This window comes from Candidatus Pelagibacter bacterium nBUS_49, from assembly GCF_051200925.1.
Lineage (GTDB): Bacteria > Pseudomonadota > Alphaproteobacteria > Pelagibacterales > Pelagibacteraceae > Pelagibacter.
Genome location: NZ_CP172837.1, coordinates 438,294 through 462,759 on the forward strand (window position 1 = coordinate 438,294; position 24,466 = coordinate 462,759).

A 24,466-nucleotide genomic window follows, 5' to 3' on the forward strand; every position below is an offset into this window, starting at 1 on the left:
TATTGTCTTTTTATTAAATATAACTGTTTTATATATGAAAATTGAAAATTTTGACACAGGACTTAAAGGGCAAGAAGACGTAGAAAATATTATTATTACTCCTGAAGAAAATTATAAAAACAAACAAAAAGTAAATAATTATTTAACAGATATAGTTCATTCTGGAAAATCTAAGCTAGATGATAATTTAAACAAATATTTTGCAAAAGATATTAAGGTTAATTGTTTTCACCCTGTTAATGAGTTTAGTGGTCTTGATAAATTTAAAGATGATTATTGGTTACCATTATTCGAGTCTTTCCCTGATTTAGAAAGAAGAACACAACTAATAATCGGTGGAACGTTTAGAGATAAAATACAAGTTGCTTCAATTTCTACACTTTCTGGAATTTTTAAAAAAAGTTGGTTGGGAATAAAACCAAATAATAAAATGGTTAATTTAAGATGTTGCGAAATACACGAACTTAAAAATGACAAAATAGTTGAAAGCCATATCTTAATAGATGTTATCGATTTAATATTTCAAACAGGAGTTTTTCCTATTCATAAATCAAGAGGTGCCGAAGGTAATTGGTTAAATCCCATAAATACTGATGGGGTAAATTTCTTTGAAAAAGATCTTAACATTTCTAAATCAAATTTAGATCAAGCACTAATAATGCAAAGAAGTTTAAATATTAAACCTGAACTAAATACAAATTCAGATGAAGATTTAAAATTAAAACTAATTGATCATCCACAAGCAGAGTTTTGGCATGATAAAATGATTTGGTATGGACCAAGTGGAATAGGGACTGCAAGATCTTTGGAAGGTTTTGTGGATAATCATCAACTTCCTTTTAGAAAAACCTTCAAAGAAAGAAATTACTGGAAACTAGGTCATTACTCTGAACTAGGAGATGGAAAGTTTTCTTTAACTGCAGGATGGCACAGTATTCAAGCAACTTATGGTTCAAATGATTGGTTAGGATATCCTCCAAACAATAAAAATGTTACAATGAGAGTAATGGATTTTTATCATCATGATGAAGGAAAAATTAGAGAGAACTGGGTTCCAATTGACATAGCCCATATTTTAAACCAAATTGGTGTTGATATTTTTCAACTAATTAAGAAATTATAATGTCTAATATAAAATTTACTAACATTCACAAATCATTTGGAACTAATAAGATTATAAATAATTTTAATCTTGAGGGTAAAGAAGATGAATTTTTAGTTTTAGTTGGACCTTCAGGTTGTGGTAAATCTACATTATTAAGAATGATTGCAGGATTGGAACAAATTGATGAGGGTGAAATATTTATTAATGATCAATTAGTTAATGAGCTGCATCCATCAAAAAGAGAAACTGCAATGGTTTTTCAATCTTATGCATTGTACCCACATATGAATGTTTATGAAAACATGTCTTTTGGTCTAAAAATTGAAAAAAGATCTAAAGAAGAAATTGAACAAAAAGTTATGCAGGCTGCAAAAATTTTAAAAATTGAAGAATTATTAGAAAGAAAACCCAAACAGCTTTCTGGAGGTCAAAGACAAAGAGTTGCTATTGGAAGAGCTATTACAAGAAATCCAAAAATTTTCTTATTTGACGAACCATTATCAAATCTTGATGCTGCGTTAAGAGCTGAAATGAGGGTTGAAATTTCAAAACTTCACAATCAAATAAAAACAAATATGATCTATGTAACACACGATCAAGTTGAAGCTATGACTTTAGCTGATAGGATAGTTATTTTAAATCATGGAAATATTGAACAAGTTGGAACACCAGATGAAATATACAGCAATCCTTCAAATATTTTTGTCGCCCAATTTATTGGAACTCCAAAAATGAATATTTTAAAAATTACAGGTGATAATATTATTTCAAATAACGAAATTAAATTTTTAGGAAATTCAATTAAAATTGATGGAACAAATTTTTCAAAAAAAGACTATTATTTAGGTTTGAGACCTGAACATTTGAGTGTTTCAGAAAATAGTGAATACAAGTTTAATCCAAAAGTAGATTTAATTGAAAATTTAGGTAATGAAAAAATAGCCTATATCAAAATGGATCAATACGAAATCAGCGCAAAAATTCCAAGCCATCACTCTATTGAAAATAGTATTGGCTTTAACTCAAAAGATATTTTCGTTTTTGATGAAAATGGTAAAAGAGTTAAATCCTAATTAGAATAACCGTACTTTTTAAGTCTCACATCACCAGTTCTTGCGTGCGCTTCCATTCCTTCATATCTAGAAAGTCTAGCAGCAGCTGCACCAACTAATTCAGTAGATTCTTTGGTCATTCTTTGAAAACTTAGAGTTTTAATAAATTTTCCAACAAACAAACCACCTGTGTATCTTCCAGCACCTTTAGTGGGTAAAATATGGTTTGTTCCCGAACATTTATCACCATAAGCAACAGTAGTTTCTTCACCTATGAACAAAGATCCATAATTTTTTAATCTTTTGTGAAACCATTCTAAATTTTTTGTTTGTACCTCTAAGTGCTCAGGAGCATATTCATCACTAATAGAAGCCATTTCTTCGTCTGTATCACAAAGAACTACTTCACCATAATCTCTCCAAGCTGCATCAGCATTAGTTCTTGGAAGTTCTGGTAATTCAGCAATCAACTCAGGAACTCTTTTCATCACTTTTTCAGCTAATTCTTTACTTGTTGTGTATAACCAAGCAGGAGAGTTATAGCCGTGTTCAGCTTGACCAACTAAATCTACAGCAACAATTTCAGGATCAGCAGTTTCATCTGCTATTACAGCTATCTCTGTAGGACCCGCAAATAAATCAATTCCAACTTTTCCAAATAGTATTCTTTTAGCTTCAGCTACAAACTGGTTACCTGGACCAACTATTATATCTGCTGGTGCATTATTAAACAATCCATTTGTCATAGCTGCTATTGCTTGAACACCACCTAAATTCATAATTACATCTGCACCACAAAGGTCAGCCGTATAAACTATAGTTGGGTGAACTCCTACACCAGGTTTCGGAGAACTACACACTAGAATATTTTTTACACCCGCAACTTTTGCAGTTGTTACACTCATAACTGCAGAAGCAATATGAGCATATCTTCCAGCAGGAACATAACATCCAGCTGTGTTAACAGGAATTAATCTTTGACCTGCAAATAATCCTTCAGAAAGCTCAACTTCAAAATCTTGTCCATAGTTTTTTAATTGTGCTTCAGCAAATTTTCTTACTCTCTCATGAGCAAATTGAACATCATCTTTAGTTTTTTGATCTAATGTTTTTTTAATTTCTTCAATTCTTTCCTTAGAAATAACTACATCACCTTCAAATTTATCAAATTTTTTTGAAAGTTCTTTACAACCCTCTTCTTTAGATTGTTCTATGTCTTTAAGAATTCCTTCAACTATCCCTCTAGTTTTTGTATCATCTGTTGATGAAGTTTTTGGTGATTTTTTTAAATATTGTATAGCCATTGTTTAATTCCTTTATTTTAAGAGGTTCTTAATAATGTATAAAATGTTTTAATTCAATGATTTAAAAATACAATCTATAACCAAAATTAACACTAACAACACACAAGATAATAACTAGGAAATATAGACTTATATAATCAAATGGTCTCATTTTAATACCTTGAATTAATCTAGAGCAACTACAGCAGCAGCAATAGAGGCTAGTCTTGCTTGAGCTTCATCAGATCTGCTTGTAATTACAACTGGAACTTTACCACCAACTACAACTCCAGCAGCACACGCACCCATAAAATATATCATCATTTTAACTAAGCCATTTCCAGTCTCAACACTTGGAACCAATAATACATCAGCTTCACCTGCTACTACATTTTTAATTCCTTTTATTGCTGCTGATTTTTTTGAAATACTATTATCAAAAGCAAGTGGGCCAAACACATCAGCTTCTAAGTTTTCTTCTTTTGCTATTTTGGTTATTTCTGCTGCATCTAAAGAACTTGGGACACTATCTAAAACTTCTTCAGTAGCTGATAAAACAGCAATTTTTGGTTTAGTTATTCCTATTCTATTAGAAAAATTAATTACATTTTTAAGAATATGCATTTTTGTTTTTACATTAGGTAAAACATTTAAAGCTCCGTCTGTAATGATTAATGGTTTATCATCCTTTTCTACAGTCATATGCCAAATATGGCTTAATCGAGTTTTGCCTAATAAATTATATTCACGTTTTAAAACTTCTTTCATTAGTACATCTGTATGAATATGACCTTTAACAATTATCTTTACTTTACCTTTGCTAGCAAGTTTTGCTGCAATTTTTGCAGTATTATTTTCCACAGGTTCATCAATAATTTCATATTTAGAAATATCCCATTTCAAATCCTCTGCACATTTTAGAATTTCTTTTTGGTCTCCGATAAAAATAGGTTCAATTAAATTTTCATTTACTGCATCTTGAACTGAAAGCATGGGTAAAGGTTTACCAGCATTTACAACTGCAACTTTTACACCTTTTTTCTTATGTGCTTCATCAAGCAGATTATTAGGACAGACAATTTCTTTATTTGAAAGCATAGACAATGATTATAATTAAATTTAAAAATGTATATAGTAGATTTTATTATTTTAGATACTAAATCTTATTAAATGATTAAAGAATTCAACATTAATTTTACTGAAAAAGAAATATCTTTAGTTTATCAAAAAGTAAAAGATTATCCATGGGGCTCTATCGTTGATTTGAAAAATTGGGATCATGGAACGAATAAAAGTTATTTAAAAGAATTGTGTGATTATTGGATTAAAGATTTTGATTGGAGCAAACACCAGTTAGAGCTTAATAAGTTTTCAAATTTTACTACTAATGTAGATGGACAGGAAATTCATTTTATTAAAGAAGAAGGAAGTAATCCAAATTCTGTCCCATTACTTCTAATACATGGATGGCCAGGATCTGTTATTGAATTTTTAGATATTATAGAAAAACTTGCACATCCTGAAAAATTTGGAGGGAATAAAAAAGACTCTTTTGATGTAATAGTTCCCTCACTACCTGGGTTTGGTTTTTCTAGCAAACCATCAAAACCTCTTGGCCCAAGAAAAATGGCTGAAATATTTAACAAGCTCATGACTCAAAATCTTGAATATAAAAATTATGTTGCTCAAGGTGGTGATTGGGGGGCAACTATTGCAAACTGGCTTGGTTATGATCATTCGATGTTTTGCAAAGCAATTCATATAAATTGTCTTACGATGCGCCACCCAGATGGCCCTCAATCAGATGAAGAAAAAAAATGGCAAAGTAAATTTGATAAAGATCAAATTATACAAGATGGATATAGAACACAGCAGGCAACTAAACCTCAAACTTTAAGTTATGGAATGATGGATAGCCCTGTTGGTATTGCTGCTTGGATATTAGAAAAAATGCATGCTTGGTCTGACTTAAAAAACAACAACATTGAGAGCGTTTATTCTAAAGATAAATTGTTAGCAAATATTATGGTTTATGTATTAACCAAAACCTTTGATACAGCAACTTGGATTTATTATGGAAGAAGAGAAGAGGGTGGAAGATTATTTCCAAGTAATTTTAAAAAGATAGAGATCCCCACAGCAGCAGCAATATTTCCTGCTGAAATGTCTGAGTGGCCACCTAGAACTTACGTAGAAAGAATTTTCAATATCAAACAATGGACTGAAATGCCAGCGGGAGGCCATTTTGCTGCATTGGAAAAACCAGATTTACTTGTGAATGATATTAAAAAATTCTTGAGAAGTTTTAGATATGACCCTTATGATGAAAGAGGTGGTCAGTTTACTCATTTAAAATTTTAATATCTTTTTCATCAATACTTAAAAATACTTCTTCTCCTACTTTAAATACGTCGTTTGTATCTCCCGAAACAACATATAAGTTCCCTACATTAGAGTTTAAAATATATTGATAACTACTACCAACAAAAGAGGCATTTTTAATTGTTGCGTGTATACAATTTTTGTTATTGTCTCTTTTAATTTTAATTTTTTCTGGCCTCAAGGCTAGATTAACTTTGCCATTTAAATCTTGATTATTTTCAATCTTTACACTCATTTCAGCTAATTTGAGTTCATAGGTATTTGATTGTTTGTTAATAATTTCTGCAGCGACATCATTTGCATCACCAATGAAATTAGCAACAAATTTATTTTTTGGAAAATTATAAAGATCTTTAGGACTTCCTTGTTGAGCAATCACTGCTTTATTCATAACTATAACTTTATCTGATATTGCTAAAGCTTCTTCTTGATCATGGGTTACATAAATTGTCGTTACCCCAAGTTTTTGTTGAATTTCTCTTATATCTTCACGAACTTGTCTTCTAAGTTTTGCATCCAAATTTGAAAGGGGTTCGTCAAATAATAATACTTTAGGTTTTAGTACAATTGCTCTAGCGACAGCTACTCTTTGTTGTTGACCTCCAGATAATTCTGATGGCATTCTATTTTCATATCCATCTAAGTTTACTAATTTTAAAGTTTCTAATGCTTTTTCTGTATATTCTTCTTTATTAACGTTGATCATTTTTAATCCATAAGAAACATTTTCAATAACACTCATATGTGGAAATAAAGCGTAAGACTGGAATACCATCGAAACATCCCTGTCAGTTGCTGGCAATATAGTCACGTCTTCATTATCAACTAAAATTTTTCCACTTGTGGCTCTTTCAAGCCCTGCAATTATTCTTAATGATGTAGTTTTCCCACACCCAGATGGACCAAGTAAAGTAGTTAAAGTTCCAGCTTCAAAAATACAACTGACATTATCAACAGCTACAGTTTCATTAAATTTTTTTGTAATATTTTCAAATTTTACTTCAGCTTTTTTCATTATCCTAAGTTTCCTTGTAAAATGCTTGCAGATTGATCTCTTCTTCCTAATTTACGTTTACCTATTATTAATTGCATAAGCAGTATTGTAAACAACATAACAACTATTAGTGCAGACGAATATACTATTGCTAGACCAAAGTCGTTATTTTCTAATCTTCCTAAAATGTATGAAACAGCTAAGTCATAATTTGCACTTACAAGGAAGATAACAGCACTAATTGCTGTCATGGCTCTTACAAAACTAAATACTAGAGATGCTGTGATTGCAGGTTTAAGCAGTGGAAGAATTATGTTTCTAAATGTTTGAGAGCTAGATGCATTTAAAGTTGATGATGCTTCGTCTAAATGAGGGTCAAGCTGGTTCATTGCTGCCATTCCCGCCCTTACCCCAACAGGCATATTCCTAAAAACAAAAGCAATTACTAAAATTATTCCTGTTCCTGTCAGCTCAAGAGGAGGAACATTAAAAGCAAAAACATAACTTACCCCGATAACACTTCCGGGGATTGCAAAGCTTAACATGGTACCAAATTCAAAAGCGTTTTTACCTTTAAATTTATGTCTTGTAAGAAGATAGGCTGTTAAAATACCGATTGCAGCTGTTGGCAATGCTGAAATTATTGCTATCGCAAATGTTGTGTTAAACGAATTCCACGCTGTACCAGTCCACAATAATCCTCTTTCTTTAACCCAATCAATGCTAAAAGCTTCAATATAATGTTTAAAGGTGAAACTATGATCTACACCCCACATTTCAACAAAACCACCAAACATAATCATTAAATAAATAACAAATGTTAGGAATGCCCAAGGAAGCACAGTTGAATAAATTACCCATTTAGTTTTTTTTGGAAGCTCAGGATGCATACCACTATCGCCTTTACCAGAAATTGAAATATAGGATTTTTTACCCAACCACTGGTTTTGTAAATAAAATACTACGAGTACAACTGATAACAAAATCATTGCAAGTATCGCTGCTTTTGTTTCATCATATTGTGCACCAACAATTGCAAAAAATATTTCTGTAGATAAGACATCATATTCTGCCCCTAGCACTAATGGATTACCAAAGTCTGCCAAGCTTTCAATAAAGCCAATTAAAAATGCATTTGCTATACCTGGTCTCATTAATGGCAAAGTAACAGTTTTAAAAACTTGCCACTTAGACGCTCTCAATGTTTGTGATGCTTCTTCCATTGATGGGCTAACACTTTCAACAACTCCGATTAAAATTAGAAATGCAATAGGGGTAAAAGCTAGAGTTTGGGCAAACCATATTCCTGGTAAACCATAAATCCATCTGGAAGGTTCAATGTCAAAACCCCATTCTAAAAAAGTACTTACTGCACCTGATCTTCCAAATAAAATTATTATTGCCAAACCAATTACAAAAGGGGGAGTGATTATTGGTAATACAGATAGTATTCTAATTGTTTTTTTAAACTTAAAACTAGTTCTTGCGATTAAAAGTGCAAAAGCTAATCCTAAAATTGTTGATGAAAATGCTGTAAGAGTTCCCATTGTAATTGTATTCCAAAAAACACCACAAGCATAATCGCTATAAAGACAATCCAGTCCCCAAATTCCTTTATTTAATATTTTGTCTGAAAAATTACTTATTTCATAGCCACCTTCAGTCCCTTTAAAAGCAACTGTAAACATTCTAAAAATTGGGAAGAATACAAAAGTTGAAACTAAGATGATGATGCTTCCAATACTACCAACGATAAAATTATCACCATTTAGCCATCCCCTTGAAGATAAACCATGTGTTATATAAAAGATAAATGTACAACAGGTTAAAACCGCACCAGATCCTACTCCAAACTGATTTTCTACATCACCAAATATTGATTGAAAAATTTCAAAATTCCATCCTCTAATACCAATTGAAAATCCTTGAAGAAAAAAATAGAAAAAACCAATTAATCCTGAATATAAAAAGATCTTTGAATAAAGAGGATTATTTTGACTTAATTTAAGTGTTGTTAAAGGAAAGAATAGGGGAACAGTTAAAGGTAAAAGCCAATATTTTTGGTTTATAAAAACCTGAGGTAATACTGAACCATAATCTTCTAAAGAATATTCTTTAATCCAGTTAATAGAGAAAAACCCGTCACCTGTTACATACCAAGGAAAGATTAGGAAACCCAATCCTCCTATGAGCATCCAACAGATAACGAGTCCTCTCATTAATTCCTAATATTATCTAGGAATTACAGATACGTCGTTGTCCCATTTAGATAACAGGCCCGCTCTAGTACTTTTATCTCCGTAAACTTTAAAGTTATAATCAATTAAGTTTATAGTTGATAAATCTGGAGCATCAGGATCAGCTTGTGCCTTAGTATTAGATGGCACTTGCAAAGATTTTCCTGAAGTGAAGACCATAGTTTGAATCGGGGGACTTAAAGCCCAGTCATAAAACTTTTTAGCTTCCTTCATATTTCTAGCACCTGCAATAATACTCATAGATCCAACTTCATACCCAGTTCCTTCAGCAGGAGATACAGTTACAACGGGTAAACCTTTTTTAGTTTGTTTCACACCATCATGTTGAAAACAAATACCTATTAAGTTTTCACCTCTTCCCGTTGCTTTAATTGGAGCAGAACCAGATTTAGTATATGTGTTCACATTCAAATGAAGTGCTTTCATATAATCCCAACCTTTTTCTTCACCAAAAATTTGAATAATCGTAGCTAAAGTTGTGTAAGCAGTTCCAGATGAATTTGGGTTAGCTATTTGGATTTCACCTTTATAAATAGGCTTAGTTAAATCCATCCATGATTTAGGAGCCGGCAAACCTTTTTTTGCTAAAAGTTCTTTGTTATATCCAAAACCTAATGCACCAACATAAATACCTACAGATTTGTAGTTTGCATTTACTGCTTGATTTTGAGCTGCTGGTAATAAATCATTAAAATGTTTTGATTTATATTCTGCAGTCAAATTTTCTTGAGCAGCTGTTAGGTGTGGATCACCTGTTCCACCAAACCAAACATCTCCTTTAGGATTTGAAGATTCTGCTTTAATCTTAGCAAAAGTTTCACCACTACTTGCTCTTGTCATTGCAACTTTAGTGCCTGTTTCTTTTTCATAAGCCTGTTCCAGCATTTCACAAACATCTATTTCAACACTGCAATATAAAGTAAGTTTTGCAGCTGAAGCTTTGTTTGTTAGACCGAACAAAGTAAATAAAAGAACCAAAGCAATTGAAGCTAGTTTCATTATATTTTTCATTATGTCCTCTCTCTAGTTAATATTCTTGAAACTTAGTATGAATTAATGAGGTTTGTCATTATTTTTTTCGAAGTTATAACAATTTACAATTTCAGGTTTAATAGAATTGATATTTATGTTTGAAATAATATAATTAATATACAGTAAGAAAAATTTATGGAAATAGTAACTACAATAGCACCAATTTGTTTGGTGTTAATTATGCTTGGACTAGGCCTTGGCCTTTCACTAAAAGATTTTACTAGAGTATTAAGAACTCCAAGAGATTTTTTTGTTGGTTTTTTTTCTCAAATGCTAATTTTACCAATTGTTGCTTTAGGTATCGCTTTAATATTAGATCTTTCAGCTCCATTAGCTGTTGGTTTAATGATTATTGCTGCAGCACCAGGCGGAGTTACTTCAAATGTATTAACTAAATTTGCAAATGGAGATGTAGCATTATCAATTTCTTTAACTGCAGTTGTAAGTTTAATTAGCATTATATCAGTTCCATTTGTTGTCATAAACTCAGCCGAATTTTTAGGAGTAGTTGTTTCAAAAAATATTTCAATGACAGGCATTGCATTAAAGATGGCATTAGTTGTAACAGTACCAGTTATTATTGGAATGATTATTAGAGGTTTTGCTGAAAACTTTATTTCATCTAAAATTAATATTATTAATAAATTAACTGGCTGGTTATTTATAATTGTTTTTGTTGCAATTTGGATTGAAGAAAAAAATAATATTTTAAATTATCTTGCTCAAGCAGGTTTAGCTGTTTTAATTTTAAACGTATTAATGATGCTGATAGCATATTTTATAGCTAAAAAATTTGTATCAGGAATAGCTCAACAAAAATGTATTGCATTAGAGTGTGGTTTACAAAATGGAACTTTAGCAGTGTTTGTTGCAACATTAATGTTTGATGATATTGCCTATGTGATACCAACTGCAGCTTATGCACTTACTATGTATATAACTGGTTTTATCTTTATTTATATTTTAAAGAAATCTAATTAGTATTTGTAATCTTAATCTGGTTAAAAATTCTATACAAAAAGTTACTTAAATTTTTCATATTTTTATTTTGCAAAGTAGTAAACTTTTTTAACGCTAAACCTTTTATGTTCAATGTAATAAGTTTTTTTTCATTAATATGTAAAAAACCCTCTTCAATTAATTTTTTTGTCTTTCTAACGACCGTAGGTCTAGGAATACTTGTTATATCTGATAATGACATAGCATTAACTCCGACATCATCAGCTCCTTGAGCAATCATTGTCCAACTTTTTCTATTTAAATCTTTTACTTTAAAACTTTTATTACCTACTGTATTTAAAAGAACCACAACCCCAATAGCTAAGGTTTCTAAGTCAGCTACATTATCTCTCCAACGATTGGTAAAAATAAATAAAAGTTTATAGAATTGATACCAGCAAAAAGAAAAATTAGTTTTAATTGACTCTGAAATTTCATTAGTATCAAAAATATTATTGGTTATCTTTTCGTCTACTAATATTTCATTAAACTTACTAATTAAGATACTTAATTCTTTTAAAGTTTGTTCTGCTTTTGCAGCTGTAAAGGCAGATCTATCTACAAAAATCTTTTTTCCAGTTTTTTTAATTACTCCTGATTTCTCTAATTCTTGAAGTTTACGTCTTACACTTTCTTTAGGTATATGAAGATCACTTGAGATATCACTTATATTTATTTTTGGAATTTCTATTGATTTATCTTTATAAAATGTATCGTAATCAATCACTAATCCATTTTTTCTATAAAATATTAAATCTTTATTAATGAAGTAGATTAAAATTATGAATTTATCGATGTCTTGAAAAACATTGTATGAACGAATAAGCCAACTAGAAATTAATTGAAACCAATAGGGTGCTATTTTACTAAAATTTTTATTGATAATTTTAAAGATTTTATCTTCATCAATTTGATTAGATATACTGGGTAATTGTTTCATTTGTTTAAAAAAACCCAATTTGAACAATATAAATATAGAAGTCAACCCATTTTGAACAACGGTAATATATCTATATTTATTGATGTATGGTTAGTTGTCATTAATGAGTACAGAAAGCTTAAATAGAACATCTGATGTTGTTAAAGACCCTTCTCTCGTAATTAACACCAGAGTTAACGTGGATGTTCTAAAGCAAAGAATAATAGATCAAAAGAAAAAAGATAAATTTAAAAGAACAATTATTTTTTCTACATTGTGTGTATCTTTAGGTGCTCTAACTCTTCTTGCAAATTAATTTTGCCCAATTTGGACTACCTAGCTATTTAAATAAAATTTAGCAGTGATTAACTCACGTTATGAGCAAAGCGTTAGATGAAGCTTCTGAAAATAATAATGAATTAAATGAAGTCAAAAATCAAAAAAATCTATGTGTTCATGAGCTTAAAAAAAAACTTAGAGTAAAACAAAAAAGACAATTTATTAAAAATACAATCATTTTATCTTTTATAATTATTTTCTTTGGAGCAATATCTCTTTTAATTTATCAAAGTCTCTAGATCCTTTTTAATAATATCTGGGATTGAGATTTCTTTTTTAAGATTTTGTTTGTATCGATTAAATTTATTTTGCCCAGGATACATTATTTCTTTAACACCTTTAATCTTAGGAAGTTTTTTAATTGTTCTAATATTATCTTTAATTCTTTGGTTGTAATTTTTTTGAAATAAATTTGCTTTAAAAGTAATAAACAAGTGCCCAATATTTTGTGGACCAGAGAAATCATCAAAAGGATCTTTCACTTTTCCTGCATGATTACCACCAGTTAAAACACCACTTAAAATATCCACCATCCAAGCAAGACCCGAACCTCTAAATCCTGCTATTGGAAGTTGAACACCTGCTAATGCTTTTTTTGCATCAGTTGTTGGGTTACCTGATTTATCTAGAGCAACTCCTTCTGGAATTTTTTGATTATTTCTTGCAGCCACTCTTATTTTACCTCTATTTATAACTGAGATTGAAGTATCTAGTATAAAAGGAATTTTAGAACCAGTAGGAGTTCCAAAACAAACAGGATTTGTTCCAAATAAAGATTTTAAAGCACCATGAGGTGCAACAGCCGGAGGAGCATTTGTATAAATCATTGCAATTAAATTTTTCTTAACAGCTTGTTCTGCGTAGTAGCCAGATAATCCATAATGACCACTATTCTTTACAGCCACCATTCCAATACCAGTTTTTTGAGCATGTTTAATTGCAGTTTTAATTCCAAGATCTGCTGCTACAAAACCAATACTATTGTTTGCATCTATATGTGAAACAGATTGAGAAATTTTTTTTATTTTAATTTTAGGTTTTGGATTAATTACTTTTTTTGAAATACGATCGCAGTACATTTTAAGTCTTGATAAACCATGTCCGTAAGCGCCAACTAATTCTGCATTAATTAATGCATTAGTAGAAATTAAAGCATGATCTTTACTGAGACCATATTTTTGAAAGATTTTTATAATTTCTTTTTTAAGAATTGGGGTTTTCACTATTACCCTTTACCACGCCATGGAATATATTTATCTATAAGTTTTCTTAAAGTTACATCAAACAATAAACCTAACATTCCCATAACAAAAATAGTGATCCAGATAACTTCATATTGGAAGTATTTTTTAGCAACGTTTTCAACAAAACCTATACCAGTTGTTCCTGCTAAAAACTCAGCAGCAACCAATGTTCCCCAACACATACCAATTGCAACTCTAACACCAGTTAATATCTCTGGTAATGAATTTGGAAATATTACATATCTTAATATTTGCCATCTAGAAGCGCCTAGTGAGTGTGAGGCATGAATTTTAGATAATTGTGTACCTGATGCACCAGCTCTAGCTGAAATAATCATGATAGAAAATGATACCATAAATAGTAAAAACACTTTTCCAACGTTATCAATTCCAAGTACTGATATGATAAGCGGAGCCCATGCAAGTGGTGGCACAGGTCTATATAATTCAATTAATGGATCAAAAAAGCCTTTAGCAAATCTATTTAAGCCCATAAATAATCCAAGAGGAACTCCTAAAATAATTCCAATTACTAAACCTAATAATACTCTTAAAAAAGAGTCCCATATGTGGCCCATAGGGATAGGTATTTTAAATAGACTAAACTCTCCAGATACTACACTTAAAACTTTACTTTTAAAGTTAGGCTCAACTACACCAAATTCATTATGAACAGGGTATTTGCCTGGAATGATATCTGCAATCCAGTCAGGTAAAATAAAGCCAACAATCTTGCTTACATCCATCATTTCAAACCAAAGCAGGGGAATATTTTTAAATCCAACACTTGGTTTTGATAGAAGAATAAATTTACTTAATGTATCTGATGGTTTGGGTAACCATCTACCAGAACCTTGTTCAGAGCAATTAGGGCCACTTGATACAATAGTTCCTGCTGGAAATAAAAGGATATCAACTAATCTTAAAGATCCTTGTTCATTTTTTTGCACCTCATCAAATGTAAGTATAGAATTTTGCATACTATCCAATGTGTTTGGTGGAAAAATACTTGCGTATTCAATTCGTCTTGCAATTTTAAGAACATCTTTAGCTAATGTTGAAGCTACTTCTTCACTATCATCTGCTGCTTTTCTAAATGCTTTAACATCATCTTTGATTTCTTTCATTACTGATTTGTACTGAAAGTTATGATTTCTTAGCTTAAAGAACTCATCACTAATTACTTTAAGTTCTTGAGCGGCAGCATCAAATTTTAAACCCTTATTAGTTTTAGGAATTGTTGGAACTTCAACTGTATTTTCTACAGCAGTTCCAGATGCACCCCAGCCACCTTCAGCTTGAGCATCAATTAATCTTTTATTTCTTTGTTCTGAAGTTTCATAGGGATAATCTTCTTTTTTAAATTCATTTGATAATTGATCAATTTTACCAGCAAGTTCTGAAATTTTAATTTTTGTTTGATTTTCAAGTAAACTTTCATTTGTTAATAATGGAATAGTTGATTTAGTTTTATCAATTAATCCAATTAAAAAAGATCTGTGTTGCTCACTTATATCTTTTGAATTCTGAATTTCATTTTTAAGTTTAGCTATATTTTTATTTTCAGCTTTAATAATTGATGTACTTTTAAATTCTCTTTCTTCAATTGGGAATAAATATTTTAGTGATAATAAAGAGTTGTTTACTTTTCCAACTTGACATAGTTCGTTAGCTGATTGAGGGTAAAATGATTTAGCTATATCCCATGAGTAATAAAGCCATGTTAATAAAATGACACTACTTCCAACAATAATCCAGTGTGTACCTCCTTTAGCTCTTTCGGGGTTTCCAAATACTGCATCAACTTTTTCAGTTCTAATAAGCTTTCGCCCATACATAATACAGCCAATGATGGCTACAATAATTGCAAAGGTGATAAATTGAGTAAACATTTTATATATCCTTACCCATTATTTCTTCTTCCATGTTCCAAATCATGGTTAAAATTTCTTCTCTTTTACTTGTAAAATCTTTTAAGTTTTTGATATCCCTTAAATCTTCTTTTAGTCCCATTGATGCAAAAGGAAGATTATACTCTTTATGTATTCTACCTGGTCTTGGTGCCATTACATAAAGTCTCTCTCCAAGTAACAATGCTTCTTCTACTGAGTGAGTAATTAAAATAATTGTTTTTCCAGTTTCTTTCCAAATTTTTAATACAAGTGACTGCATCTTTTCTCTAGTAAGTGCATCTAGAGCTCCTAATGGCTCATCCATTAAAATTAAATCTGGATCATTGATTAAACATCTTGCAAGAGCAACCCTTTGCTGCATACCACCTGACAATTGATAAGTAGGAGTGTTACCAAAACCTTGAAGACCCACAATTCCTAACCATTCTTCAACTTTTTTTGCAGTTTCAATTGGATCTTCTTTTTTCATTCTTAATCCAAAATTTACATTTTCGGCAACAGTTAGCCACTCAAATAAAGCTCCTTGTTGAAATACCATTCCTCTTTCAACACCTGGTCCATTAATTTCATTTCCACCTAATATTATTTGTCCAGAGGTAGGTCTTAGAAATCCTGCCGTAATATTAAGTAAAGTAGTTTTTCCACATCCAGAAGGCCCAAGAACTGTTAAAAGTTCTCCTTTTTTTAAAGTAAAGTTTACATCTTTTAATGCGTGAACTGTTTCTCCTTTAGGAGTTTTAAAAATCATGTTTAGATTTTGTGAAACCAAATCACTCATAAGAATACTTTATATTAGAATATTTTAAAAAAATAGGCACCAACTATTTCTAATTGGCGCCTATTAAAATTTATTTTACGCTCTAAAAATTATAGAGGTAAAAAGCTTGTATCAACTGCTCCGTTAGGAGTATCCATTCCTTTTAAAAAACCAGCAAGGTTTCCAGAAGTCATAGACTTTTCAGTTTCTGAAGGTGTTAGAAATTTAAATCCACCGATTGTTTCTTTCATATCACCAAGTTTCATTTCAGCATCTTTAGCTATAACACCCATATCTGATTTACCAGATGCGTATCTAGCGTTTGCTTCGTGAGTTACTTCGATGAAAGTTCTTAACATACCTGGATTTTCTTTCATGAACTTGTCAGTTACAGATGTAATATCAATACCTAAGATACCAGCATCTCTAGCTTCTTGAACAGTTAAAAGTCTTGATCCAACTGCAGTTGCAGCTTTGATAGAGTTACCACCAAATAGACAAGCCATAACAACGTCACCACTTACTAATGCAGCAGCACCTTCTTCTGGGTCCATTTGAATAACATCCATTTTAGATCTGTCAGCTCCAACAACTTTCATACTTTCGTCAAAAACGTATTCAGCCATTGTTCCTAGTGGAACAGCAACTTTTTTACCTTCTAACTCAGAACCATTTGCTTTTGTAATTCCAGAAGCATTAGATGTAACACAAGTTGTTCCACCCATTCCGTATTCCATAGCAATGTCTACAAGTTTTAAAGGAGCTTTTGATTTAACAGCATTAATGAATGGCACTAAACCTTGTGAGTAAGAAATATCAATATCTCCTGCTAACATAGCGTCAGTCATTGCACCACCATTTGAAAAGTTAGTCCATTTAACTGGAACACCTAGAGCTTTTTCGTAAATACCTTTTACTTTATCTTCTTGGTTTGGCGTTGGCCATTCTAGAAAGAATGCAACTCTTACTTCTTTAGCAGCTGAATTTGCAACTGACATAGAAAGGTTAAGAGCAACGATAGACCCAAGAATAAAACTTAATATTTTTTTCATTATTATCCTCTTGTTAATTTAATTAAATTAGTCTTATTAAAATTCAATTTAGGCTTGATGTAAAACAAAAAAAACTATTTATACAATCTATAGTTGTGTCAATAATATTCTTTTAAAGTATTTATTTTAGTCTAAAGAGGCCGTAGATTTAAAAATACAAAATTAATTATAAAGAGAGAAATTTTTTATGAGCTCAGAAAATAGAACTTCAGTACCAAATTCATTAAATGAACATTGGATGCCTTTTACATCTAACAAAGATTTTAAAGCAAACCCAAGACTAATAACTGAAGCTAAAGGAGTTTATTTAAAAACTCACCATGGAAAAACTCAAATTGATGCAAGCTCAGGATTATTTTGTAATCCACTAGGTCATGGAAGAAAAGAAATTACAGAAGCAGTTACAAAACAATTGGAAACTTTAGATTACGCTCAACCTTTCCAACAAGGTTTTGGTGGATCATTTGAATTAGCATCAAGAATTGCAAAACATACTCCAGGTGATTTAAACAAAATGTTTTTTACAATTTGTGGATCAACTGCAGTTGAAACAGCAATTAAAATTGCAGTTGCATATCATAGAGCTAAAGGGGATGCACAAAGATTTAGATTTGTGGGTAGAGAACGTGGCTACCATGGAATGAACATTGGCTGTGTATCAGTTGGTGGAATGGTTAATAATGTAAAAACATTTGCAAGCATTTTAATGCCAGGTGTTCAACACATTAGACACACTCATTTACCAGAACATAAATTTGTAAGCGGTCAACCAGAGACAGGTGATTATTTAGCAAATGATTTAGAAACTATTTGTGCAAATTTTGGTGGCGAAAATATTGCTGCTTGTATCGTTGAGCCTATTGCTGGATCAACTGGAACATTAGTTCCACCTAAAGGCTATTTACAAAAACTAAGAGAAATTTGTGACAAGCATGGAATACTTTTAATTTTTGATGAAGTCATCACTGGCTGGGGTAGAACTGGTTCTAAATTTGGTGCAGATGAGTTTGGTGTAACGCCAGATATTATGACAATGGCAAAAGCTACAACTAATGGTGTTGTACCTATGGGTGTTGTTGCATGTAATGATTATATTTATGATGCAGTAATGGATTCTTCACCAACAGGTGCTGTTGAATTATTTCATGGATATACTTATTCAGGAATCCCTGTTGCGGTAGCAGCAGCATTAGCTGTTCAAGATATTTTTGAAAAAGATGATATTTTTAATAGAGCTAAAAATTTAGCACCTTATTTCCAAAAAGGATTGTTCTCACTGCAAGACTTGGAATCTGTAGATAATATCAGAGGATATGGAATGATGGGTGGTATTGATATGAAATTAAACACTAAACCAGGCAAAGCAGGTTACGAATGTTTTAAAGCTTGTTATGAAGCAGGGGTAAACTTTAAAGCAACTGGTGACTGCTTAATTATTGCTCCACAATTTATTTGTGAAGAAAAACATATTGATGAAATTATTGATAAACTTAGAACAGGTATCACTAACTATCAAAAAAACCAAAAAAACTAATTAGTTTTTAACTACTTAATAAAGAAAGAAACGTTATGAAGATAGGCGTACCTAAAGAAATCAAACCACAAGAAAATAGAATAGGGCTTACCCCAGAAAGTGTTAAAACTTTAGTTTCAGAGGGTCATGAAGTTATCGTTGAAAACAATGGTGGTTTTGAAGCAGGTTTTGAAAACGAGCAATATACAAATGCAGGTGCTAAAATTGCTGATAGTGCATCTGATATTTTTAATGATGCAGAAATTATAGTTAAAGTTAAAGAGCCACAAAAAGTCGAAGTTGATATGATCAGAGAAAATCAAATCGTATATACTTATCTTCATTTGGCTGCTGCTAAGGAATTAACTGAAGGTTTAATAAAATCTAAAAGTATAAATATAGCTTACGAAACTGTAACAGATGATAATGGAAGATTGCCTTTGCTTGCACCAATGAGTGCAGTTGCGGGACGTATGTCTGTTCAGGCAGGAGCACATTGCCTAGAAAAAAATCAAAAAGGAAGAGGGCTATTACTAGGAGGAGCACCAGGAGTGTCTGGTGGAAAAGTTGTTATTTTAGGTGGCGGAGTTGTTGGTGAAAATGCAGCTGTCATCGCAACTGGGATGCAAGCAGAAGTTCATATAGTAGATAAGTCTGAAGCAAGATTAAAACAACTTGTTGAAATGTTTGGAGACAAAATAATTCCTCAACAAAGTGAAAAAATTGATTTACCTAAATTAGTTTCCGAAGCCGATCTTTTGGTTGGAGGTGTTTTAATTCCAGGGGCAGAGGCTCCAAAATTAGTAACACGTGATATGATTAAATCAATGAAACGTGGGTCAGTAATTGTTGATGTTGCAATTGATCAAGGAGGATGTGTTGAAACAAGTAAACCAACTACTCATGGTGATCCAACATATATAGTTGATGATGTAGTTCACTATTGTGTTGCAAACATGCCAGGCGGAGTTCCAAGAACTTCAACACTTGCATTAAATAATGCAACCTTACCTTTTTTAGTAAAACTTGCTAACAAAGGTTATCAAAAAGCCCTAGGTGAAGATAAAAACTTTCTAGCAGGATTAAATGTTCACAAAGGTCATGTTACATACAAAGCAGTAGCAGATGTTTTTGGACACAGCTATGTTACTCCTGATGAAGCAGTTAAAATTTAATTTAAACCAAAAATAATTATTTTTGTTTTTTTTCCCAATTAAACGCAGTTGTTAAAATATAATTTAAGCTGCTATATTTTGGTTTCCATCTAAAATGTCTATTAAACTTTTTTGTATCAGCGACAGAAAAATAAATATCTTTTTTTCTTGGTTTGCCAACAATAAAGGGTAATCGTTTTTTTAATATAAAATTAATACTTTTAATCACATCTAAAATTGAAAAGCCATTTCCATAACCACAGTTAAAAATTTGAGACTTTTTATCTTTTATTAGGTATTTTGCTGAAAGATTGTGAATTTGAGCTAAATCTGAAACGTGTATAAAATCTCTGATTGTAGTTCCATCTTTTGTATTAAAATTATTACCATTTATTATTAATTTTTTTCGTTTTCCTGTTGCAACTTCACAAATAACTTTAATTAAATTTGTAGAAGCTTTGGCAATCATCCCTGTTCTTTTTTTGTAGTCCGCACCTGCAACATTAAAATATCTTAGAATTATATATTTTGCTTTATGGATTTTCGATTTTTTGATTATAAATTTTTCTAATTTAAGTTTTGATTTTGCATACGGATTCATTGGACTTAATTTATCATTTTCTGAAACTTTCTTTCCTTTAGGGTTTCCATATACAGAAGCTGTTGAAGAAAATATTATTCTTTTTAGATTATTCTTAAAACATGTGTTAATAAAAATTTTAGCTTTTTTATAATTGAAATTATCATATTTCTTTGGAAATTTTATTGACTCGTCCACTCTAGTTAGACCGGCAAAATGCATCACAATATCAAATTTATTATTTTGTATTATTTTTGTAACGACTTTTTCATTTGAAATATCACATTGAATTAACTTTGCTTTTTTTGGCACAATTTGTTTTGATCCAGTAATAAGGTTATCAATAATTGTAACTTTATGTCCTTCATCAATAAGCATGTGCGCTACATGACTTCCAATATAGCCAGCACCACCCGTTAAAAGAAAATTTTTCATTTAATATTTAGTTAAATATAATACTCTTAATAACATTAAAAATAATGAACTACAAAAAAATACCAAAAAATTCAAAAACTGTTGTTATAGGTGGAGGTGTTGCTGGATGTTCGGTTGCTTACCATTTGGCAAAATTTGGATGGAAGGATACAATTCTTCTTGAAAGAGATCAATTAACCTCAGGTACTACTTGGCATGCCGCAGGATTAGTAGGACAACTTGGTGCAACTGCAACAATAACTAAACTTAGAAAGTATTCTCTCAATCTTTATAAAGAACTCGAAAAAAAAACAGAGCTAGCAACTGGACTTAAACAAAATGGAGCAATCACTGTTGCAAGCTCAAAAGAAAGACTTCAAGAATTATTAAGGCAAGCAACGTCAGCACAATTGTTTGATGTAAATGTAGAAGTTCTAGATAAACAACAAATTAAAAATTTATATCCAGTAATTAATGATCAAGACATTTTAGGTGGTGTTTATATGCCAGAAGATGGTCAGGCAGATCCTGTGGGGGTTACTAATGTTTTAGCAAAAGCTGCTAGAATGGAAGGGGTTCAAATATTTGAAAAAACACCAGTTACTAAAATACTTGTAAAAAATAATAAAATAATTGGAGTAGAAACATCAGAGGGTAAAATTGACTGCGAATATGTAGTTCTTGCTACTGGAATGTGGTCGAGACAAATTGGTGAAGACATTGGCGTAAGTGTGCCTTTATATCCGAATGAGCATTTCTACATAATAACTGAACCAATGAATTATCTTCCAAAAAATCTTCCAGTTCTTAGGGATTATAATGATTGTCTTTACTTGAAAGAAGATGCTGGAAAAATGCTTGTTGGTATTTTTGAGCCAGGCGCAAAGAATGCATTTAAAGAAAAAGGAATTGTACCTAATGATTTTTCTTTTGGAGAATTTCCAGATGATTTTGATCATTTTGAGCCTTATCTAGAAAAATCTTTTAAAAGACTACCAATGTTAGAAACAGCTGGCGTTAGAAAATTTTTTTCAGGACCTGAATCATTTACACCTGATACTCAATATCTTTTAGGAGAAGTACCAGAAGTTTCAAATTTATTTACATGCTGTGGTTTTAATAGCATTGGAATTGCAAGTTCTGGAGGAGCTGGAAGAGTTACAGCAGAATGGATGATTAATGGATACATGAATGAGGATTTATATTCTTTAGATATTAAAAGATTTCAAAAATTTCATTCATCAAAAAAATTTATAATGAATAGAGTTACAGAAACTCTAGGAGATTTATATGGAATGCATTGGCCATATAAACAACATATTACTTCAAGAAATCAAAAATTACTTCCTTATCATGAAGATTTAAAAAAAGCAGGGGCATGTTTTGGCCAATCTGGAGAGTATGAACGACCAATGTGGTATGCTTTGCATGGTTCTAAGTCAAAATACGAATATAGTTTTAATTATCAAAATTGGTATCCATCAGTTGAACATGAATGTAAAAATACAATTGAAAATGTCGGGTTGTTTGAACTTTCTCCTTTTTCAAAATATGAAGTTAAAGGAAAAAAAGCGTATGAAGAATTACAAAGATTGTGTACCGCTAATATTAAAAATGAAATTGGAAAATGTACTTATACTCATATGCTCAATGAAGGTGCGGGTATCGAAACAGACCTAACGGTTGTTTGTCTTAAAAAAGATCATTTTAGAATAATAAGTTCAGCATCTGTTAGAACTCATGATAAGGCTCATATACTTAAATATCTATTAAGCGATATAGAATTTAAAGATGTAACAGATGATCTTATATGCATAGGAATTTTTGGTCCCAAAAGTAGAGATTTATTATCAAGAATTACTAAAGAAGATTTATCTAATAAAAATTTTAAATTTGGTACAGGTAAAAATATCAATCTAAATTCAATCAATGTCTGGGCTCAAAGATTGTCTTATGTTGGAGAACTTGGTTACGAACTTTATGTTCAAAGTGACAACGGTAAAGAAATATATGATTTGATTGTTAATATTGGTAAAGATTTTGACCTTACTCATTGTGGAGCTCACACTATGGATACAATGAGAATGGAAAGTGGTTTCTTACATTGGGGACATGATATTTCTCCTGAAGAAAATCAATATCAAGCAGGTTTAAATTTTGCAATTAGTTATAAAAAACCATTTGATTTTATAGGAAAAGAAAAATTACTAAAAATTAAAGATCAAAAATTAGACAGAAGATTTGTTATGTTAACGTTAAAAGAGAGTAAATCTGGAGAACCTCTTTTACTGCATGAAGAACCAATATATTTAGATGACAAAATCATTGGAAAAACAACATCTGGAAATTACTCGTTTAATTATGATAAAAATTTATCATTTGGTTATATAAACTGTGATTTTTCGAACGAACAATTAGTTAAAAAAAATTTGTATATCGAAATCGAAAAGAAAAAATATCCTGCAGAATTGTTAACAAAACCTCTAAAAGCTAATAATTTTAAAAACATATAACTAATTTTTCAAATTAGTTTGAATTTATAACTAATTGCTGTTTAAATGATGTTGTGAAAAAAGAAGATCAAGACATAACGTTACTTGAAACAGATGTAAGTTCGAATAAAGATTTTAAAAAAGATAGTTATAAAACAACTAACGTAAATATCTTGCTTAATAGAGTTCGATTAGACAAAAAAAGATCATTTAAAAAAAGAATCATAATTTCGTTTTTTTTAGTTACTATTATTACTGCTTTGACTGTTTACTTTATTGTTTAGCGAAACTTCATTTAAAAAGTATATTGAAACAATAAAGATTTCTATTATAAGTCGATTATAAATTATGGCGGGGTAGCTCAGTTGGTTAGAGCGCAGGACTCATAAGCCTGAGGTCAGTGGTTCGATCCCACTTCCCGCTACCATTTAATGTCCTGGAAAATCAATTAAATTTTCAACTTTATAATTATTTTTCACTAAATTATCAGATCCACCTAAATCAAATAAGTTAATTACAAATACAAAAGCTGCAACTTTACTTTTCGAAATTTCTACAAGTTTAGCAGCCGCTTCAGCAGTGCCACCAGTTGCAATTAAATCATCAATAATTAGAACACTATCATTTTCATCTAAAGAATCTTTGTGAACTTCAATTGTAGCTGTTCCATATTCAAGTTCAAAATCAATTGAATGAACATCGGCAGGTAATTTATTTTTTTTTCTTAGCATTATGAATGGTTTTTTTAAAATATATGAAACTGCAGAGGCAAAGACAAAGCCACGCGATTCTATTGCTGCAATTTTTGTAAAATTATATTTTTTAGATCTTTCAACAATTTGATTAATAGTTTCTGCAAAAGCATTTTCATCTTTAATTAATGTAGTGATATCTCTAAATAAAATACCTTTTTTAGGGTAATCTGCGATAGATCTAATATAATCTTTTAAATTCATAATAGTTAATTATAAAAGTATAAATAAT

General features: G+C 30.9%; 22 protein-coding genes and 1 tRNA gene. 11 read left to right on the forward strand and 12 right to left on the reverse strand.

Annotated features, from left to right (window positions below):
• The first annotated feature begins 34 nt into the window (after positions 1-34).
• Both ACIJYF_RS02370 and ACIJYF_RS02375 read left to right on the forward strand, forming a co-directional pair.
• Complete coding sequence (locus tag ACIJYF_RS02370) at positions 35-1,123, forward strand: ester cyclase (protein WP_435117438.1); 1,089 nt, start codon at positions 35-37, stop codon at positions 1,121-1,123.
• Entirely contained in the window at positions 1,123-2,178 is a 1,056-nt protein-coding gene (locus tag ACIJYF_RS02375; RefSeq protein ID WP_435117440.1) for an ABC transporter ATP-binding protein, read from the forward strand. The genes ACIJYF_RS02370 and ACIJYF_RS02375 overlap by 1 nt, the downstream gene beginning before the upstream one ends.
• Here ACIJYF_RS02375 and hisD read toward each other — a convergent pair.
• A complete protein-coding gene (gene hisD / locus ACIJYF_RS02380; RefSeq protein ID WP_435088834.1) occupies positions 2,175-3,461 on the reverse strand; it encodes a histidinol dehydrogenase in 1,287 nt (428 codons plus the stop codon). The two genes, ACIJYF_RS02375 and hisD, sit on opposite strands and share 4 nt — an antisense overlap.
• A 165-nt stretch (positions 3,462-3,626) precedes the next feature.
• A complete protein-coding gene (locus tag ACIJYF_RS02385; protein WP_435117442.1) occupies positions 3,627-4,538 on the reverse strand; it encodes a bifunctional enoyl-CoA hydratase/phosphate acetyltransferase in 912 nt (303 codons plus the stop codon).
• A 72-nt stretch (positions 4,539-4,610) separates the two neighbouring features.
• Between ACIJYF_RS02385 and ACIJYF_RS02390 the strand changes: the two genes are divergently transcribed.
• Complete coding sequence (locus tag ACIJYF_RS02390; protein WP_435117444.1) at positions 4,611-5,801, forward strand: epoxide hydrolase family protein; 1,191 nt, start codon at positions 4,611-4,613, stop codon at positions 5,799-5,801.
• Here the strand turns inward: ACIJYF_RS02390 and ACIJYF_RS02395 are convergent.
• Genes ACIJYF_RS02395 through ACIJYF_RS02405 form a run of 3 tightly spaced genes read right to left on the reverse strand, consistent with a single transcriptional unit; the run spans position 5,782 to position 10,085 of the window.
• Positions 5,782-6,837: an ABC transporter ATP-binding protein gene (locus ACIJYF_RS02395; RefSeq protein WP_435117446.1), complete on the reverse strand. Its 1,056-nt coding sequence runs from the start codon at positions 6,835-6,837 to the stop codon at positions 5,782-5,784. The two genes, ACIJYF_RS02390 and ACIJYF_RS02395, sit on opposite strands and share 20 nt — an antisense overlap.
• Positions 6,837-9,035, reverse strand: a complete 2,199-nt coding sequence (locus tag ACIJYF_RS02400) for an ABC transporter permease (RefSeq protein WP_435117448.1) — start codon at positions 9,033-9,035, stop codon at positions 6,837-6,839. The genes ACIJYF_RS02395 and ACIJYF_RS02400 overlap by 1 nt, the downstream gene beginning before the upstream one ends.
• A 12-nt stretch (positions 9,036-9,047) precedes the next feature.
• Positions 9,048-10,085, reverse strand: coding sequence for an ABC transporter substrate-binding protein (locus ACIJYF_RS02405; RefSeq protein ID WP_435117450.1), 1,038 nt, complete (start codon positions 10,083-10,085; stop codon positions 9,048-9,050).
• Between the two features lie 156 nt (positions 10,086-10,241).
• Here ACIJYF_RS02405 and ACIJYF_RS02410 point away from each other — a divergent pair, with 156 nt between their 5' ends.
• On the forward strand, positions 10,242-11,087 hold the full coding sequence (locus tag ACIJYF_RS02410; RefSeq protein ID WP_435117452.1) for a bile acid:sodium symporter family protein: 846 nt from the start codon (positions 10,242-10,244) through the stop codon (positions 11,085-11,087).
• Here the strand turns inward: ACIJYF_RS02410 and ACIJYF_RS02415 are convergent.
• Positions 11,080-12,045, reverse strand: coding sequence for a MarR family transcriptional regulator (locus ACIJYF_RS02415; RefSeq protein ID WP_435117454.1), 966 nt, complete (start codon positions 12,043-12,045; stop codon positions 11,080-11,082). The two genes, ACIJYF_RS02410 and ACIJYF_RS02415, sit on opposite strands and share 8 nt — an antisense overlap.
• Positions 12,046-12,148: 103 nt before the next feature.
• Between ACIJYF_RS02415 and ACIJYF_RS02420 the strand changes: the two genes are divergently transcribed.
• Together ACIJYF_RS02420 and ACIJYF_RS02425 are read left to right on the forward strand one after the other, a co-directional pair.
• Positions 12,149-12,340 (forward strand): hypothetical protein, encoded by a 192-nt coding sequence (locus ACIJYF_RS02420; protein ID WP_435117456.1) that lies wholly within the window; start codon positions 12,149-12,151, stop codon positions 12,338-12,340.
• A 61-nt stretch (positions 12,341-12,401) separates the two neighbouring features.
• Positions 12,402-12,602 (forward strand): hypothetical protein, encoded by a 201-nt coding sequence (locus tag ACIJYF_RS02425; protein WP_435117458.1) that lies wholly within the window; start codon positions 12,402-12,404, stop codon positions 12,600-12,602.
• Here the strand turns inward: ACIJYF_RS02425 and ACIJYF_RS02430 are convergent.
• The 4 genes from ACIJYF_RS02430 to ACIJYF_RS02445 all read right to left on the reverse strand — a co-directional run bounded on the left by ACIJYF_RS02430 (position 12,582) and on the right by ACIJYF_RS02445 (position 17,329).
• Entirely contained in the window at positions 12,582-13,586 is a 1,005-nt protein-coding gene (locus ACIJYF_RS02430; RefSeq protein ID WP_435117461.1) for an Ldh family oxidoreductase, read from the reverse strand. The genes ACIJYF_RS02425 and ACIJYF_RS02430 overlap by 21 nt on opposite strands.
• 2 nt (positions 13,587-13,588) lie before the next feature.
• Positions 13,589-15,499: an ABC transporter permease gene (locus ACIJYF_RS02435; protein WP_435117463.1), complete on the reverse strand. Its 1,911-nt coding sequence runs from the start codon at positions 15,497-15,499 to the stop codon at positions 13,589-13,591.
• A 1-nt stretch (position 15,500) separates the two neighbouring features.
• Positions 15,501-16,298, reverse strand: a complete 798-nt coding sequence (locus ACIJYF_RS02440; protein WP_271497342.1) for an ABC transporter ATP-binding protein — start codon at positions 16,296-16,298, stop codon at positions 15,501-15,503.
• An 89-nt stretch (positions 16,299-16,387) separates the two neighbouring features.
• On the reverse strand, positions 16,388-17,329 hold the full coding sequence (locus tag ACIJYF_RS02445) for an ABC transporter substrate-binding protein (protein WP_435117465.1): 942 nt from the start codon (positions 17,327-17,329) through the stop codon (positions 16,388-16,390).
• 187 nt (positions 17,330-17,516) lie between these two features.
• Between ACIJYF_RS02445 and ACIJYF_RS02450 the strand changes: the two genes are divergently transcribed.
• Positions 17,517-18,863 carry an aspartate aminotransferase family protein gene (locus ACIJYF_RS02450; protein WP_435117467.1) on the forward strand — a complete coding sequence of 449 codons (1,347 nt, stop codon included), beginning with the start codon at positions 17,517-17,519 and terminating at the stop codon, positions 18,861-18,863.
• A gap of 35 nt (positions 18,864-18,898) precedes the next feature.
• On the forward strand, positions 18,899-20,017 hold the full coding sequence (ald, locus tag ACIJYF_RS02455) for an alanine dehydrogenase (protein ID WP_435117469.1): 1,119 nt from the start codon (positions 18,899-18,901) through the stop codon (positions 20,015-20,017).
• Positions 20,018-20,033: 16 nt separating this feature from the next.
• Here the strand turns inward: ald and galE are convergent, their stop codons facing one another.
• Positions 20,034-21,011 (reverse strand): UDP-glucose 4-epimerase GalE, encoded by a 978-nt coding sequence (gene galE / locus ACIJYF_RS02460; RefSeq protein WP_435117471.1) that lies wholly within the window; start codon positions 21,009-21,011, stop codon positions 20,034-20,036.
• 44 nt (positions 21,012-21,055) lie between these two features.
• Between galE and ACIJYF_RS02465 the strand changes: the two genes are divergently transcribed.
• The 3 genes from ACIJYF_RS02465 to ACIJYF_RS02475 all read left to right on the forward strand — a co-directional run bounded on the left by ACIJYF_RS02465 (position 21,056) and on the right by ACIJYF_RS02475 (position 23,909).
• Positions 21,056-23,503, forward strand: coding sequence for a GcvT family protein (locus ACIJYF_RS02465; RefSeq protein WP_435117473.1), 2,448 nt, complete (start codon positions 21,056-21,058; stop codon positions 23,501-23,503).
• Between the two features lie 53 nt (positions 23,504-23,556).
• Positions 23,557-23,766, forward strand: a complete 210-nt coding sequence (locus ACIJYF_RS02470; protein ID WP_435117475.1) for a hypothetical protein — start codon at positions 23,557-23,559, stop codon at positions 23,764-23,766.
• Positions 23,767-23,832: 66 nt separating this feature from the next.
• Positions 23,833-23,909 (forward strand) — tRNA-Met (locus tag ACIJYF_RS02475).
• A gap of 1 nt (position 23,910) precedes the next feature.
• On the opposite strand, the gene ACIJYF_RS02480 is transcribed toward ACIJYF_RS02475, so the two are convergent.
• Positions 23,911-24,438 carry an adenine phosphoribosyltransferase gene (locus ACIJYF_RS02480; RefSeq protein ID WP_435117477.1) on the reverse strand — a complete coding sequence of 176 codons (528 nt, stop codon included), beginning with the start codon at positions 24,436-24,438 and terminating at the stop codon, positions 23,911-23,913.
• Between the last annotated feature and the right edge of the window lie 28 nt (positions 24,439-24,466).